12 protein-coding genes are annotated in these 16,761 nt (G+C 37.9%); 3 read left to right on the top strand and 9 right to left on the bottom strand.

Annotation, left to right across the window (positions count from 1 at the left end; translation table 11 throughout):
- Positions 1-530: 530 nt before the first annotated feature.
- Complete coding sequence (locus tag QUE18_RS01035) at positions 531-992, bottom strand: nucleolar protein 3 (RefSeq protein WP_179976380.1); 462 nt, start codon at positions 990-992, stop codon at positions 531-533.
- On the opposite strand from QUE18_RS01035, the gene QUE18_RS01030 reads away from it, so the two are divergent.
- From QUE18_RS01030 to QUE18_RS13885, 3 genes are all read left to right on the top strand, one after another.
- The gene (locus QUE18_RS01030) at positions 958-2,094 is read left to right on the top strand and encodes a phosphotransferase (protein ID WP_009203769.1); all 1,137 of its coding nucleotides are present in this window, start codon (positions 958-960) and stop codon (positions 2,092-2,094) included. The genes QUE18_RS01035 and QUE18_RS01030 overlap by 35 nt on opposite strands.
- 56 nt (positions 2,095-2,150) lie before the next feature.
- Positions 2,151-3,875, top strand: a complete 1,725-nt coding sequence (locus QUE18_RS01025; RefSeq protein ID WP_009203768.1) for a phospho-sugar mutase — start codon at positions 2,151-2,153, stop codon at positions 3,873-3,875.
- Positions 3,876-4,322: 447 nt separating this feature from the next.
- Positions 4,323-4,673 (top strand): DeoR/GlpR family DNA-binding transcription regulator, encoded by a 351-nt coding sequence (locus QUE18_RS13885; RefSeq protein ID WP_081018805.1) that lies wholly within the window; start codon positions 4,323-4,325, stop codon positions 4,671-4,673.
- A gap of 57 nt (positions 4,674-4,730) precedes the next feature.
- Here the strand turns inward: QUE18_RS13885 and QUE18_RS01020 are convergent, their stop codons facing one another.
- The 8 genes from QUE18_RS01020 to QUE18_RS00985 all read right to left on the bottom strand — a co-directional run bounded on the left by QUE18_RS01020 (position 4,731) and on the right by QUE18_RS00985 (position 16,756).
- A complete protein-coding gene (locus QUE18_RS01020; RefSeq protein ID WP_008392394.1) occupies positions 4,731-5,840 on the bottom strand; it encodes a peptidylprolyl isomerase in 1,110 nt (369 codons plus the stop codon).
- A 63-nt stretch (positions 5,841-5,903) separates the two neighbouring features.
- Positions 5,904-9,425: a transcription-repair coupling factor gene (gene mfd / locus QUE18_RS01015; RefSeq protein WP_009203766.1), complete on the bottom strand. Its 3,522-nt coding sequence runs from the start codon at positions 9,423-9,425 to the stop codon at positions 5,904-5,906.
- 9 nt (positions 9,426-9,434) lie between these two features.
- The gene (gene pth / locus QUE18_RS01010) at positions 9,435-10,001 is read right to left on the bottom strand and encodes an aminoacyl-tRNA hydrolase (protein WP_008392392.1); all 567 of its coding nucleotides are present in this window, start codon (positions 9,999-10,001) and stop codon (positions 9,435-9,437) included.
- 134 nt (positions 10,002-10,135) lie between these two features.
- A complete protein-coding gene (gene aroF / locus QUE18_RS01005; protein ID WP_008392391.1) occupies positions 10,136-11,143 on the bottom strand; it encodes a 3-deoxy-7-phosphoheptulonate synthase in 1,008 nt (335 codons plus the stop codon).
- Between the two features lie 372 nt (positions 11,144-11,515).
- Positions 11,516-12,637 (bottom strand): YibE/F family protein, encoded by a 1,122-nt coding sequence (locus QUE18_RS01000; RefSeq protein WP_009203765.1) that lies wholly within the window; start codon positions 12,635-12,637, stop codon positions 11,516-11,518.
- A 140-nt stretch (positions 12,638-12,777) separates the two neighbouring features.
- The gene (locus QUE18_RS00995) at positions 12,778-14,892 is read right to left on the bottom strand and encodes a metallophosphoesterase (RefSeq protein ID WP_242852727.1); all 2,115 of its coding nucleotides are present in this window, start codon (positions 14,890-14,892) and stop codon (positions 12,778-12,780) included.
- 634 nt (positions 14,893-15,526) lie between these two features.
- Positions 15,527-16,102 carry a xanthine phosphoribosyltransferase gene (locus tag QUE18_RS00990; RefSeq protein WP_009203763.1) on the bottom strand — a complete coding sequence of 192 codons (576 nt, stop codon included), beginning with the start codon at positions 16,100-16,102 and terminating at the stop codon, positions 15,527-15,529.
- 39 nt (positions 16,103-16,141) lie between these two features.
- Positions 16,142-16,756, bottom strand: a complete 615-nt coding sequence (locus QUE18_RS00985) for a nucleotidyltransferase family protein (protein WP_009203762.1) — start codon at positions 16,754-16,756, stop codon at positions 16,142-16,144.
- Between the last annotated feature and the right edge of the window lie 5 nt (positions 16,757-16,761).

Below are 16,761 nucleotides of genomic sequence, written 5' to 3'. Positions count from 1 at the left end.
TTATAATAATTATTGGTAATATCCAAAATGTCCAAATCATCCATAACTTAACAATTGTTATCATAATAAAGGTATTGTTTTGATTTACTGAAAACAGCCACCAGTTGGGAATTAATGATATTAAAAAAATAATTTCTGGAATTGATCCATATTTAATTTTAGTTATTTCGAATTGTGATTCTTCTGCATTTTTATAGGTATAAAACATCATATATACAAAAAAAATCCCGACCGCAATAGTTACACTTATTAATAACATCCACATTAATTGATTGATATTCTCACACCTTTGTATCTGCTTAATAAGAAGATAATTTTTTTCATCTACTTTTAAAGATAACACCATTTTATTGTTATTTATCAAATATGTTATTTTCTTATTATGTTTTATTTCATTAGGAATTTGTGGATATTTAGGGAATTCTCGCTCTCCTATTAAAAAAACAGGCCCAACATAAATATCCCTTTATCCTCGGCTTTTATTTATGTTGAGTCTGTTATTTCTTTATTCAGATAGATAAAAAACTAAATTATTCAATAGAAAGAATCTCCATATTCGCCTGTCCTTCCACAGCTCCATATGTAAATGTGATCTTAGTTCCTTCGTCCATATCATTTAATTTATTCACAAGTTCTTCATCATTCACCATAAATGTCTGGTAACTTCCGTCAGACATCTCAATCTCTACAGAACTTGTGTCTGCAAATCCATTATAAGTACCTGTTGCACTCTTTGGTTTGGCCTGTTCATCTTTCTTTGTTGCTGTTGTTGTCTTTGTCTGTTCTTTTGTGCTTTCTTCTGATGTTGCTGTTGCAACTGGTTTTTCTTCTTCTGTCGTATCTTTTTCTGTGTTTTCTTCTGTTGTAGGTTCTGCTGTTGTCGTTTCGCTGTTTGTTGATTCAGGGCTGCTTGGGCTCTTCTTTCCGCAAGCTGCAAATGTAAATGCGCTTAGCACGATGATTGTTGAAATTAATAAAAATCTTTTTCTCATAGTTCATGTACTCCTTTCTGAGATAAGTTCAGTATATCCTATTTATACTTTCATGGCAAGTTTCTATCATATTCCTAGTCTTATTTTCATATCATTAGAGGTAGAACATAAAGGAGGATCTATGTTGAACGAAAAATATCAGGCACTACTGGATCAATATGATATTTCTGTCTCTCATACTCGACGGGGCCGAGGCTGTGTTTTGTGTTTTGGGGAAAATGATGTCTATGCTTTATCCCAGACTTCTCTATCAGAAGAACGTCTTTGTGCTGTTTCTGAATGGACTTTGGCAATGCATGACCATCATTTTTATAAAACCGACCAGTACATTTTAAATAAAGACGGATATTTTCTTACTTTTGACCGGTATTACGAAACATTTGCGCTTAGAAAAACTTATTTGGGTACGGAATGTGATATTCATGCTTTAAAAGATATCAGATCTTCTGCAGAAAATCTCGCAAGCTTTCATAATCATTGTCTTGCTATTTCTTTTTCATCTGAAAATCTTAGAAAATATACATCCATTTCCACATATTATGAGCAAAAATATTTGGAATTAAAAAGCATTGCACGTTACATACGCAAACGCAAAAAGAAAGGGATTTTTGAATATTTATTTTTGGAACAGACGAAAGCCTTCTGGGAACAGATGGAGCGTTCCATCCAAATCTTAAATGAAACCACACCTTCTCGCCGTGGATGGTGTCATGGGGCTTATAACCACCATAATATCATCATGACATCCTCTGCCCCTGCTACGATCCATTTTGAACATTTTTACCATGGATATCCAATTCTGGATGTTTATTATTTCCTAAAGAAGGCACTTGAGAAAAATAATTATAATTTTGCCTTTTGTGAAACCTTTTTATCAAACTATGACCGCTTTATGCCTTTGTCAAAAGATGACCTTTTATGCCTGTATGGATTGTTTTTATTTCCGGAAAAATTCTGGAAGATCTCGAATCAGTATATGGCACACAAAAAACATTGGATTTCTCCACGATATATCGAGAAATTAGAGGAGTTTATTCACAATAAAGAAGCTCGCTCGATTTTCCTCGAAAAATATGTACAAATTTATAATGTTTTTTCATGAGTTTTAAGGTATAATTAAACAAAAGGCATTTTTATAACTTAAAGGAGGAGTAATTTATGAACTACAAAGAAACTTATCAGGAATGGCTTTCTAATCCTTATTTTGATGAAGATACAAAAAAAGAATTAACAGCTATCGAGAACGATGAAAATGAAATCAAAGAACGTTTTTACGCAGATCTTGCATTTGGTACTGCTGGACTTCGTGGAATCATCGGTGCTGGTATCAACCGTATGAATATTTATGTTGTAAGAAAGGCTACTCAAGGATTAGCTGATTATATCTTAGAACAGGGAACAGATAAGAAACGTGTTGCTATCGCATTTGATTCAAGACATATGTCTCCTGAATTCGCTGACGAAGCAGCCCGCACTCTTGCTGCTAACGGAATCAAAGCATTTATCTTCGAATCCTTACGTCCAACACCAGAATTATCATTTGCCGTAAGACATTTAGACTGTATCGCTGGTATCAACGTAACAGCCAGCCATAACCCACCTCAGTACAATGGATACAAAGTATACTGGGAAGATGGTGCTCAGTTTACAGATCCTCATGCTTCAGGTGTTACAGCGAAAGTTAATGCGATCACTGACATTTCAACTTGCAAGACAATGTCTAAAGAAGATGCCGTAACTGCAGGTTTATATGAAGTGATCGGTAAAGAAGTTGATGACGCTTATATCGCAGAAGTTGAAAAACAGGTGATCAACCAGGCTTCCATCGATGAGATGGCTTCCAAATTAAAGATCGTTTATACTCCTCTCCATGGAACAGGTAATCTTCCAGTACGTCGCGTACTTGACGATCTTGGATTTAAGAATGTATATGTTGTTCCAGAACAGGAACTTCCAGATGGTGACTTCCCAACAGTCAGCTATCCAAACCCAGAAGCAAAAGAAGCATTTGCATTAGGTCTTGCTCTTGCCAAAGAAAAAGATGCTGATCTTGTTCTTGCTACTGACCCTGATGCTGACCGTTTAGGTGTATATGTAAAAGATGCTAAGAGCGGAGAATATATTCCTTTAACAGGTAATATGTCTGGTTCTTTATTATGCGAATATGTATTAAGCCAGAAGAAAGAAAAAGCTGGATCTCTTCCAGCAGATGGTGCTGTTGTTAAATCTATCGTTACAACAAACCTTGTCGATGAGATCGCGAAGGCTTACAATGTGAAGCTGATCGAAGTATTAACTGGATTCAAATGGATCGGTAAAGAAATCCTTGGATTTGAGCAGTCTGGAAAAGGTACATATCTGTTCGGATTAGAAGAAAGCTACGGATGCCTGATCGGTACATATGCAAGAGATAAAGATGCTGTTTCTGCTACAGTTGCTCTTTGTGAAGCTGCTGCTTACTATGCAACAAAAGGTAAGACATTATGGGATGTTATGATCGACATGTATGAGAAATACGGATACTGCGTAGACAGCATCACAGCAATGGACTTCCCAGGATTAGAAGGTATGGATAAGATGAAAGCTATGCTTGCTAATTTACGTGAAAACCCATTAAAAGATATCGCTGGTTATAAAGTTCTTAAGATCCGTGATTACAGCAAAGATACTGTTCTTGATGTAGAAAGTGGTAACGTAGAACCTACAGGACTTCCTGCTTCTGACGTTCTTTACTATGAACTTGAAGGTGGAGCTTGGGTTTGCGTTCGTCCTTCTGGTACAGAACCTAAGATCAAATTCTACTATGGTGTGAAAGCTTCTAGTATGGATGAAGCTCAGGTTGAAAGTGCTAAATTTGCTGAGTGGGCTAAGGCTCAGGCATAATTTTTGATTTGAAAAGTAGTCTTTAGTATATGTGACAGAAATAAGATAAGAACAAATATTTATAAAAAACCGATGACAACACGCATATTTTAAGAGCGTTTTTTACAAATCGCCTATCCGCGCCTGTTCCTTTGAAAACTCCCTCGCTGCGAGCCGAAATGCCCGCAGCTACGGTCAGACATTCAACCACAGGGCGCTGCGAATTTGTAAAAAACGCACTTAAAATCTGCTAATCGTTGCCATCGGTTTTTTATAAATATTTGTTCTTATCTTATTTCTGTCACATAAAACTGAAGACTATTCAAACCACTACACAGTGTGTATGTTAAACGGTATTGGTCAATAAGTTTTGTATTCGTTGACGGAAGATGAAAGGAACTCTTAGACACCTATTTGGCGAGATGTTTGAAAAAATTTTTAACTTAATTTCTACGAGACCTTAAGAAGATAATTTCTCTGGGTGGAGAAATACGTCATAATTCACTTACTACACCTGGTCAGATTGCCGAATCGAATCTGAATTCATTCCAGCTTGACTGTGCTTTTATTGGAGTTAATGCTGTTGATGAAGAAGGAAATATCTTTTTAGGAAGTATGGCTGAGGCATCAATTGTACGCCTGCTCTGTCACATGGTTCCTGAAATCTATTTTCTCGCAGATGAAACCAAACTTATGAAGAAAGATTTTATCTACATCTGTCAACTTGGAAAAGGTCGCAATCTTATTACGAATCCTTCAATCTCAGAAAAATGCATTCATACATATGAACAACTCGGTGCCTGTGTAATCACGGAATAAGGCAAAAAGACCGGAGATAACTATTCCCGTTATCTCCGGTCTTTTTATTTCTTGTAATTATTTATTCTTCGCAGCTGTTGTTGTGTTCTTAGCTGCTGTTGTAGTAGTTGTTGTTGCTGCTGTAGATGCTGTTGTAGCTTTATATTTAAACTTAACTTCTTTCCACAGATCCTGATCTACAGACTTCTTGTCATCCCACTTCTTGTCAGCATCTTTTGTCCACTTCTTGTAGACTTTCTCGTATGCTGCCTGCTGTTTTTCCTGAAGCAGTGTGGATTTGTTTGATGCAGCTGCTGTTGTGTCGTTTGGATTTAACATCTTGATGATCACGTATGCATCGTCTAATTCTACGACTCCGCTTACCTGGTTCTTCTTAAGTTTTGCTGCTGCTGTTTCGAATTTTGTTCCTAATGCAGCTTTTCCTTTTGTATAGGATTCTTCGTTGTCAGAGTTTACGCTGAACTTCTTAGCTACAGAGCTGATACTCTGACCTTTCTTGATCATCTTTAATGCGGATTTTGCTTTCTTTAGCTGATCTTTCTTCTCAGCGGCTGTCATGTCTTTTTCTTTTCCTGTCTTGCTGTCTGTTGTCTTTGTTGTGAAAACAAGTTTGTAGACTTTGACAGTTTTGGCTTCGTCATCTGTTACTGTAACGTTTGCTTTCTTGATGATCGCCTGCATAACTTTACTTGCGATCGTGCTTTCTTCGTACAGTTTCTGGATCATATCTTTATCTGCTTCTGTCTTCTTCATGACTTTCTTACCTGTTGAGTCTTTTGCGAAGGCAGTTACGCTTTCTTTGATCTGCTTCTTCTCAGATTTTGTTAACTTCACGTTGTAGTCGTCTGCGTGTGCTGCTAAAACTTTGATCTGTTTTAACTGGTTGATAACGCTGTCTTTGACAGACTGCTGCATTGTGATCTTCTTTCCTTTGCTGTCTGTTCCGACCTGCATAGACCACATGCTGTCTCCGAAGTATGCTCCGTACTGAGCTTCTGCCTGATACTGCATGATTCTTGCATATACATGTGCTTCCTGGAATGTTACTTCTTGTCCTGCATATTCAAATAATGTCTTCTCATTCTTGCTTTTACATCCTGTAAATAAAGAAAGAGTTAACGCAAGAACTGCAGTTAAACATAGCAACTTCTTTGCTAATTTCTTCATTTCATTTTCTCCTTCATATTATGATTATATTAGGCTAATGTCTGGCGATATTATAGCACAAACTTATCGGATTATCAATGAATTGAGCGAGTTCACACAATGTTCAATCTTTTCTAACTGCTTCACTTTCTTTGTCTTTGACAGATCCAGTACAAACGTCGGATTCTTGCCTGCCTGGAAGGATAATTCACGTTTGTATTCTTCTAATATCGCTGGGATTTTTTCTACATCCACGGCTGCATCTGGTTTCATTTCAAATGAGACTTTTTCTCCTTTTTGTTTCACATCTGTCATATAAGCGTGGTGAGCTAATGATTTCAAATATGCAACATATAACAGATTGTGGACTGCTTTCGGCATTTCCCCAAAACGGTCGATCAACTCATCTGTCATATCTTCCATTTCATCTTCGGATTCAATGGATGAAATACGTTTGTATAATTCCAGTTTTTGATATTCATTATACACATACGTTGATGGAATAAATGCATTGATGTCGAGATCGAGTGTTGTGTCAAATTCATCCTCGTCTTTTAATTCGCCTTTTAATCTCAAGACTGCTTCATTCAGCATCTTGCAATACAGATCGTATCCAACTGCTTCCATATGACCGGATTGTGCCTGTCCCAAAAGATTTCCTGCTCCGCGGATCTCCAGATCTCGCATTGCGATCTTATAACCGGATCCAAGATCTGTAAATTCCCGGATCGCCTGTAATCGTTTTTCTGCGGTTTCTTTTAACAGTGTGTTCTTTTTGTACATCAAAAATGCAAATGCATTTCGATTCGATCTTCCGACACGTCCTCTTAACTGATACAACTGGGACAGTCCAAGCTGGTTGGCATCGTGAATGATCATTGTATTTACATTCGGAATATCTAGTCCTGTCTCGATGATTGTTGTAGATACCAATACATCGATCTCATGGTTCATAAATCCCATCATGATCTCTTCCAGTTCGCGTTCTTTCATCTGTCCATGTGCAAATGCAACTTTCGCATCTGGAAGCAATCTCTGTAATTCGGCTGTCACCTCTGCAATATTATTGACGCGGTTATACACATAATATACCTGCCCGCCACGTGTCATTTCGCGGTAGACCGCTTCTTTGACCAGTTCTTCATTATATTCCATAACATATGTCTGGATCGCTCTTCGGTCATGCGGTGGTTCTTCTAATACACTCATGTCACGGATTCCGATCAGACTCATATGCAGGGTTCTTGGAATTGGTGTAGCAGATAAGGATAAGACATCGACATCTTTTTTCATTGTCTTGATCTTTTCTTTATGTGTCACTCCAAAACGCTGTTCTTCATCAATTACGAGCAGTCCCAGATTCTTATACTGCATGTCTTTGGACAATAAGCGATGCGTTCCGATCACGACATCTACCGTTCCATTTTTGAGTCCTTCAATCGTCTCTTTCTGCTCTTTTGCTGTGCAGAATCTGGACATCATGCGTACGGTGATCGGGTAATCATGAAATCTCTGTGCAAATGTATTGTAATGCTGCTGTGCAAGGATCGTGGTTGGTACGAGATACGCCACCTGTTTTCCATTGTCTACTGCCTTAAATGCTGCACGGATCGCTACTTCTGTCTTGCCATACCCGACATCTCCACAGATCAGTCGGTCCATGATCTTCTTGCTTTCCATATCCCTTTTCGTATCATCGATCGCATTTAACTGATCCTGCGTTTCATCGTATGGAAATAATTCTTCAAACTCTTTCTGCCATACAGAGTCCTTATCATAAACATATCCTTCTTTTGCCTGTCTTAGTGCATATAACTGCACGAGTTCTTCCGCAATATCTTTGACTTGACCTTTGACACGTGTTTTCGTCTTCTTCCATTCATTTCCACCTAATTTATGAAGTTTCGGCTTTCTTGCATTTGCACTTGCGTATTTTGCAATCTGGTCTAGGGCTGATGCTAAAATAAATAAATTATCACCGCCCTGATATTCAATACTGATGTAGTCTTTTTCAACCCCATCTGTTGTGATCTTTTCGATTCCGCGGTAAATACCGACTCCATGTTTTTCATGAACAACGTAATCACCGATATTGATATCTGCAAAACTTCGGATCTTTTCTCCTTGTTTTTTCTTCTCTTTCTTTCGGCGCTTTTTTTCTTCTCTTCCTTTGAAAATGTCTCCTTCTGAGATCAATACCCATTTGGCTGCCGGATATTCAATTCCTGTCAGAAGCTTTCCTGCTGTGACAACAATCTGCCCTGCTTCCACTCCATATTTCAAGTCCTTATCATATGTCACAACCAAACCATTTTCTCTCAGATCACTGCTTAGACGTTTCGCTCTTGTAACAGATGGAGAAGCAACAACGATCCTGTAGTCCTTACTCTGATATTTGGTAAGATCTTTGACTAACTGCTCAAAACTGTTGTTATAAGACTGAATGGATTTTGTATCCATAAATAAGGTTCTAGCAACTCTAAAATCATTAATCTCAGCAGATAAGATCGAATAACATAGCATCTTATGTTTCTCGATCTGATATAAAATACTCTCATAATCTGTCACCGTATTTGCCTGTTTAGGCAAAAGATACCCACCTTCCAGACGGCTTTTCATACTCTCTGAGAATTCCAGATAAAATGCATCTGCACGTTCTCTGATATGTTTTGGTTCATCCATATAGATCATGCTTTCTTCTGGAAAATAATCTAAGATGCATTCTGTATTTTCATAAAAATATGGGAGATAACCTTCTACTCCGATCAACATATGAAGTTCCCTTAATTCCTCACGAACACGGTCCATTTCTTTTCTTAGGCGGGCTTCCTGATCATATTTTTTTTCTTTTTTAAACTTCTGTGATAACTTCTCATAATCTTCTTCCATATTTCGAAGACCATGTTCAATCCTTGGCTGATTTAAAATGATCTCTGATGCCGGATAAATGGTCAGAGCATCGACTTCTTCGATGGATCTTTGGCTTTCTTTATCAAAACTTCGGATCGAATCAATTTCATCTCCCCATAGTTCGATACGATATGGGCTTTCCTGCGTGTATGGGAAAATATCAATGATTCCTCCTCGCACAGCAAACTCGCCTGGAGCCTCAACAAATGGTGCTTTTTCGTAGCCTCTGGCAACAAATTCTTCTGCGATCGTTGCCTCTTCCAGTGTCTCTCCCATTTTAAACGTCATCTTATGATTCTTAATATCACTTAATGGAACAACCTGATCCATCACAGCATCGATCGTCATCACAAAGGTTCCACATTTGTCATCCACGATCTTCTTGATTGCCAGCATACGGTCTCTTGCGATTGCATTTCCATGAACATCGGCTGTATAGAATAATGGATCTTTTGCTGGAATATACTGAACCTTTTCTCCAAAGAAATGACTTGCCTCAACCCATTGTCTTGCTTTGTTCTCGTCTGGTACGATGATGATCTTAAATTGCTTTTTCTTATGATTTCCGATCAGACTGGTCAGATGCCATTTGGCTGTATCGGTGCATCCTGATACAAGAACCGGGCCACAGTAATCTTCGACCTCATCCTTTAATTGTCTGTATACCGGATCGTCTTTTAATATATGTTCTAACACTTTCTATCCCTACTTTTTCTTATTGTGGCGGTTCATCGCTTCTGTGATGTCGCCCATAACGATCAGCTGTACTGCATCGTACACTTCATCAAAACGTTCCGCAAAGATTGCCTGTTCTTCTTTCGTAAAATGTCCTAATACATAATCTGCCAGATCATATCCTTTTGGTTTCTCTCCAACACCGATCTTCACCCTTGGGAAATCCATACTTCCTAAATGACTGATGATACTTTTCAGTCCATTATGTCCCCCTGCACTTCCCTTTCTTCGGATACGCAGTCTTCCAACATCAAGGTCGATATCATCATGAATAATGATAAAATCTTCTGGCTCTAATTTATAGAAATCCATGATTGGGCGAAGACTTTCCCCGCTTAAGTTCATAAATGTCTGTGGTTTCACAAGAAGGACTTTTTCTCCTCCCATATAACCAGTTCCGATCAATGCTTTGTGTTTCCCTGTATTTATACTTATGCCTTCTTTGTCTGCAATATAATCAAGGGCTTCAAATCCAATATTGTGTCTTGTGTTGTCATATTTCTTTCCCGGATTCCCCAGTCCGACGATTACTTTCATAAGATATCTCTCCTTTTTCCCTAGAATCTATAAAACTGACAAACACCCGGAAATCAATGGATTCCCGGGTTGTCTTTTTCTTTCTTTAGTTATAGTATATCCCAATTTACAATTCTCAGCAAGATTTTTTCTAGTTATAATGCCTGAAAGAATTCTCTTGTCTTATTTACCTTCTTCATCAATGTATCAAACTGTTCTGGTGTCAGTGACTGTGGTCCATCACATAATGCTTTGGCTGGATCATTATGAACTTCTACCATTAATCCATCGGCCCCAGCTGCGATCGCTGCTAATGCCATTGGCTCTACCATATCTCTGATTCCTGTTGCGTGAGATGGATCTACCATGACTGGAAGATGGGATTTCTTCTTGATCATAGGGATTGCAGAAAGATCTAATGTATTTCTCATGGCTGTTTCGTATGTTCGGATTCCTCTCTCACAAAGGATTACATTTTCATTTCCACCTGCCATAATGTATTCTGCACTCATTAACCATTCTTCGATCGTTGCTGCAAGTCCTCGTTTTAATAAGATTGGTTTGTTGATCTTTCCTAATTCTTTTAATAATTCAAAGTTCTGCATATTTCTTGCTCCAACCTGAATCAGGTCCACATCTTCGAATAATGGAAGATGACTTGCATCCATGATCTCCGTAACAACTGGAAGTCCTGTTGCTTTCTTAGCTTCTAATAATAATTCTAATCCTTCTCCATGAAGTCCCTGGAAAGAGTATGGGGAAGTTCTTGGCTTGAAAGCTCCTCCTCTTAATAATCCTGCACCAGAATTCTTCACATCGTTTGCGACTTCTGTGATCTGTTCTTTTGTCTCAATAGAACATGGTCCTGCGATCACCTGGAAGTTTCCACCACCGATCTTTACTCCGTTTACATCAACAACTGTATCGTTTGGATGAAATTTTCTGTTGGCCTTCTTGTATGGCTCCTGAATACGCTGTACATTTTCAACGATGCTGTTTGCCATGATATGACGCATATCTACAACAGATGTATCTCCCACTAATCCAAGGATCCTTGTGTTAACACCTTCGGATTCGTGGATTCCCAGTCCCTGCTCTTCCATCTCTTTCTTTAATGCGTTGATCTTTGCTTCTTCTGCCTGTTTCTTTAAAATAATAATCATGATGTTCGTCCTTTCCTGGCAAGTCGTTTCTATCTTGCTTCTCTGGTGCGGCCTTTGTTTCTTTGAGTAAAAAGAAAAGGCATGCACTCTGTTGCAAGAATGCATGCCTTAAATGTTTTACTCTGTCGGTTTAAAGTGACATAAGTTTTGGCGATGATTCATTGCAACAAAAATAGTCAGGATAAAAATAATAACCCTGAAAGCTAAAGTAATAAAATGTGCAATTATTCATCTTACTTGTTGTCATCTTAGTTTCTCCTTGTTTTGATGTTTTTACGATACATGAAATTTTTTTCTGTGTCAATAGATTTATAGATGTTTTTTATAAAATCCATAGACCGTATTTATGATTTATTTTATGAATTATAAAATTTATTTTTTGCGCACTGCAAGAAATGATGCGATCAATGCTGTGATCGGTACTGTTAATACAACACCAAGACTTCCAGATAGTCCTTGCATGATCTCAATTCCGATCACATAAGAGTTCGCTAACTGTCTGTAGCTTAGATCATATGCGTAATTGATCACTAATGTTGTCATTGCACCTCCCACATAAGCAAAGATCAGTGTATTCGTCATCGTTCCCATCATATCTCTTCCAACATTGATTCCTGATACAAAAAGTCGTTTCATGGACAGTGTTTTGTCTGTTTCATAAATTTCCTGAATCGTAGATGCAATGGACATACCAACGTCCATGACGGCTCCTAATGCTGAAATGATGATTCCGGCAAAAAGCAATTCTCCGATCTTTATCTTTGTATTTTGTCCGACATAGTTCAATGCTTCGATATCCGATACATTATACCCCGTGATCCCTGCTGCTTTTCCAAATGCCATCGCTGCCACTGCTGCGATCACGACTCCGATCGCTGTTCCAAGGATCGCGGACACTGTTTTGCCCGAATATCCACCAAGAAGTCCTAATGTTACGATCGTTGTCAACACTGCCACAATGATCGTCAACACGATCGGTGAAATTCCCCGATACATCATTGGGAACATAATACCGATAATACATGCAAACGCAAATACAAGGCTCAAAATAGCATAAACGCCTTTCTTCCCGCCGATCGCACATACCACTGCCGCAAAGATCAACGCAAATCCATAGATTGCCATGGTACGGTCCTGACTATATACGGTAAATCCTGCATTTGTTCCACTTTTATTTACGATCACGATGATCCTTGCTCCTACTTTACAGTCCGCTCCAAATAAAGTTCCGCTCGGATTGATCGCCTGTTTTTCTTTTCCTTTGTAGGTTCCCGTTGTTATTTTGACCAGAACTTTCTGCGTTCCATAACGACTTCCGTCTTCTGCAAGATTATCTTTTATGATCTTTGTTACAACTGCTTTTTCATATTTTTGTCCTTTATAAGATGCCAATGGCGTTTTCTGAAACTGATTGCATTTGACTATGATCCCTGCAAATAAACACACTGCTATTGCGAGAATCAAGATTTTTTTCCATGATACTGCTTTTTCCATAAGTTGTCTTCTTTCTATAAATCGTAGCCTTTTATTTATAAAGAAAAATCAGAGAATGCCTGTGTCCGGATCTATCATTCCGGGCGCAGGCTTTTGCTCTGTCTGATAAATTAAATTACGACACTAATTCTTTATCATCTCTATTTGATTGTTGCTTTTTTGGCTGTGCTGTAGGCTCCATAAATACGTTTTCCATTTACTGTTTTGTAAGAACGGACTTTGACGTAATATTTTTTCCCTTTTTTCAGACCTTTGATCTTGTAAGATGTTGTTGTTTTCGCTTTTCTTACTGTCTTTTTACCTGTAAATTTCTTGTTTGTAGAATATACAACTTGATATCCTGATGCTTTCGTATTCTTTTTCCATTTGATCGTTAGCTGTTTTTTGATCTTATTTACTAAAGAGATACCCTGTTTCTTTGGTGCTACAGTCACTGTAACTGTTTTGGAAGTTGCTTTGTAGTCCGTAGTTGCTGCTGCTTTGACTGTGATCTTGGCAACTCCTGGTCCTTTGACTGTTACTTTTCCTGCGGCATCAACTGTTGCAACTGCTTTGTTTGATGTTGTGTAAGTGAGTTTTCCATTTCCATTTGTTTTTGCATTTAATTTGAATGCTTTGGATGTTTCACTCTTCTTATAAGATGCTGTTGCTGTAATCGTCTGGTTTTTTGCCTGTACTGCTGTTGTATCATCTTTCTTTGTTGTATTTGAGTTCGCATCATCTTTTTTGGTATCTTCTGCTTTCTTCACGATCTTATATGAAGATGATCCGTCTAATACTTTTCCTGTGTCCGCATCGTATGTTGTAACTTCAAAAGAGTCATCTGTTACATTGACTACAGAATAACTTGGTGTCCATGTCTGGCTTCTCTCAGAAATGAAATCCTGTTTTGCCGTGATCAGATTGTAGAATTTAGATCCTGTTGCTGAGTTTGCTTCTAAATATACAGTTCCTTTTGGATTTACAACCGTTCCACCTTTTGTTGTATCAACGATTTCGTAGCAGTTGTTTTCTTTTGCGTAATTTGCTGTATTTTCTGTTTTTGTGAATTTATCATGTGCCTGTCCATCACTCTGTAACTGATATGTTCTGGAGTATGTATGGTCATGTCCCTGAAGTACAACATCAATATCATATTTATCCATTAATGGTGTTAACTGTGTTCTTAAAACCATTCCGTCAGAATCTGAATGATCATATCCTGATCCATAAATGTCCTGGTGGAACATTACAACTTTCCATTTTACATTTGGATTTTCTTTGATCGCTTTACGCATAACATTTTCGTGAGTTGCACAGTTGTAATTGTTTGTGTCTAATACGATAAACAATGTATTTCCATATGTGTAATAATAGTCTGTTCCTGCTGCTGTCTTTCCTTCTGTATACTTTGCTGTGTTTCTATATCCACCTGTATCAAATGCATTTGGATTGTTGTAATGCATCTCATACTGTGCTGATCCAGAATCGTGGTTTCCGATCGTTGTTGCTACTGGAAGAGATCTTAAAGCATCTGCTCCAAGGTAACCTGCATACTGTTTTTCATTGTTATTGTTATTTACCTGATCTCCTGCGGATGCAACAAAACTTAGATTTGGATTCTGTTTTACCGCGTTATTTAATACGTTGTTCCAGTTATAACTATCATTTCTTGCTGCATAGTTATTATCTTTCATCGCATCTCCTTCAGTACTTGTCTGTCCTGAAGATGCTCCGATCTGAGGATCTCCTACATATAAGAAAGAATAGTTTTTAAATGATTTTGTAGAATATTTCTGTACATCCTGATATTTTCCGTTCTGGAATACCTGATAGTAGTAAGTTGTATTTTCTTTCAGGTCATTTACAGATGCTTTGTTAGAATAGTACTGAACACCTTCGATCGCTACTGCCTGTGTCTGTTTTCCTTCGACTTCTTTTGCATCAGACATATCTGCTTTTGTTGCGATCTTAACTTTTGGTGTTTCTTTTGTCTTGCTGTAGTATGCAAAATTAAGCTGTGATTCTGTCGCTCCTGGTGTTAGGGATACATTTTCATAGTTTGTGCTGTATTTATCCCAGTTTGCTTTCCATGTGGACCAGCTTTCTGTTTTAGAAGCAGATGCATCATTCCAATGTTCTGTCGCTGCGCTGACTGTTGATGAAAGGATTGGAGATGCCATCATAACTCCGCCTGCTAACATCATGGCTGATACAGTTGCTTTTGCTGCATATTTTTTTGCATTTCTTGCTATGTTTCTGCGAATTGTTCTCACAATAAGATCCTCCTTTGATATAGTCAATCATTCTCTGTTGAGTTTAACTATACACTTGGGAGATTAAGGAAAGGTACATGGGAATGATAAGTTTTTGTAAAATTTTTTAATTGTATGATGGGAATATATTGAGTATTCATAAAAAGATAAAGAAAGATAGCGGTACGAAAAACGAATTCCATTAACGGATTTTTTGCAAAACGCTGATCCGCCAACACTCCTGCACAACTCACTACGTTCAAACAGTGCCCGTGTTGGCTGCGATTTTGCAAAAAATCCTATGGAATTCTACCATTTCGTACCGCTATCTTTCTTTATCTTTTTATGAATACCTGAAGACATTCTTGTATAAAATTAATAAAATTCAAGCTGATGGGTGTATGTTAAACGTTATCGTTTTTTAATTTTTATAGAGGTGGACAGATATTATTAATGCTAATACAGTAAAACATACACACTGTGTAGTGGTTTGAATAGACTTCATGTGTATGTGACAGAAATAAAAGAAAAACAAATATTTAAAAGCATCAAGGTGGCAAAAATGCGGAGTTGCCACCTTGATGCTTTTAAATATTTGTTTTTCTTTTATTTCTGTCACATACATGCAAGACTACCTACAAAAATGTCAAAGACATTATTCACGGAATGTGATTTCTCCTGTTTTCTCGTCCATAGCGTCTACGATCGCAAGGGATTCTAAGTGTGTCTGTTTTCTTAAGAAATCTCCTCCTGGCTGGAATCCTTTCTCGATCACAACTCCTGCTCCGACCAGTTCTGCTCCGGAATCTTTGACTAATTTCGCTAATCCTTCTAAGGCTTTACCGTTAGCAAGGAAATCGTCGATCAGCAATACATGATCTCCTTCTCCTAAGAATTCTTTGGATACAATGATGTCGTAGACTCTTCCATGTGTGAATGATTCTACCTTTGTTGTATATACATCTCCCGCGATGTTCTTTGTCTGTGTTTTCTTTGCAAATACGACTGGTACATCAAAAATCTCTGCCACAACACAGGCGATTCCGATTCCTGATGCCTCGATCGTAAGGATCTTATTGATATCTTCGCCTTCAAAACGTTTCTTAAATTCTTTACCGATCTCACGGAATAATTTTACATCCATCTGATGATTCAAAAAGCGGTCTACTTTGAGGACATTTCCTTCTTTCACGACTCCATCTTTTCGAATTCTCTCTTTTAATAATTCCATCACTTGGCCTCCACGCTCTTTTGTATTTTAAATAATATTTTAACTACTTTTTCCTCGCTTTGCAAGCATTGCTTGCATTTCTTTTGGATAATCTATATCGCAAAGTTCAGTTTCTTCCAATACCTTGAAAAATCTGGCATTTTCTATGTGTTTTTTGAGGATTTTCTTGCCACCTTGATCTTTTGTAAGCGATAACAATTCTCGTTTATATTTCTTTGAGAACCATACGGGATTTCCAAGGTTTTCTTCTGTTCTGACACAGCCAAGTTCACAAGATTCATCTGCCATAAAAGAGAGAAATCTTTCGATTGTCTCTCTTTTCATATTGGGCTGGTCTGCTACGAAAAATGTATAGAATTCTGCATCTTTCGCTGCTTTGATCCCTGCTTTGATCGACCATGAAATCCCATATTTACTTTCTGGACAAAACACTGTTGTTATTGGGTCGTATTGCGTTTGCTTCATAATTTCCTGATACTGTGTGACAACAATGATCTCAAACCCTTCATGATCTTTGCATAGATCGATCAATCGGTCCAATCCATAACGATACATTGGCTTGGTTCCGATCATTTGCAATAATTTATTCTCCTGACCGAAACGTTTGCTGTTTCCTGATGCAAGATAAATGACCGCTGCTTTTATTTTATCCATGTTAT

Origin of the sequence: Anaerostipes hadrus ATCC 29173 = JCM 17467, assembly GCF_030296915.1 — a bacterium.
GTDB lineage: Bacteria > Bacillota > Clostridia > Lachnospirales > Lachnospiraceae > Anaerostipes > Anaerostipes hadrus.
The sequence above is the reverse complement of the archived record's forward strand: the minus strand, read 5'-3'. Positions and strand labels throughout refer to the sequence as shown.

Excerpts from the sequence above, each read along its gene's own strand:
- QUE18_RS01030 (WP_009203769.1), top strand. The coding sequence starts at position 958 with ATGATTGTTGAAATTAATAAAAATCTTTTTCTCATAGTTCATGTACTC.
- QUE18_RS01035 (WP_179976380.1), bottom strand. The coding sequence starts at position 992 with ATGAGAAAAAGATTTTTATTAATTTCAACAATCATCGTGCTAAGCGCA.
- QUE18_RS01025 (WP_009203768.1), top strand. The coding sequence starts at position 2,151 with ATGAACTACAAAGAAACTTATCAGGAATGGCTTTCTAATCCTTATTTT.
- QUE18_RS01020 (WP_008392394.1), bottom strand. The coding sequence starts at position 5,840 with ATGAAGAAATTAGCAAAGAAGTTGCTATGTTTAACTGCAGTTCTTGCG.
- pth (WP_008392392.1), bottom strand. The coding sequence starts at position 10,001 with ATGAAAGTAATCGTCGGACTGGGGAATCCGGGAAAGAAATATGACAAC.
- aroF (WP_008392391.1), bottom strand. The coding sequence starts at position 11,143 with ATGATTATTATTTTAAAGAAACAGGCAGAAGAAGCAAAGATCAACGCA.
- QUE18_RS01000 (WP_009203765.1), bottom strand. The coding sequence starts at position 12,637 with ATGGAAAAAGCAGTATCATGGAAAAAAATCTTGATTCTCGCAATAGCA.
- QUE18_RS00990 (WP_009203763.1), bottom strand. The coding sequence starts at position 16,102 with ATGGAATTATTAAAAGAGAGAATTCGAAAAGATGGAGTCGTGAAAGAA.
- QUE18_RS00985 (WP_009203762.1), bottom strand. The coding sequence starts at position 16,756 with ATGGATAAAATAAAAGCAGCGGTCATTTATCTTGCATCAGGAAACAGC.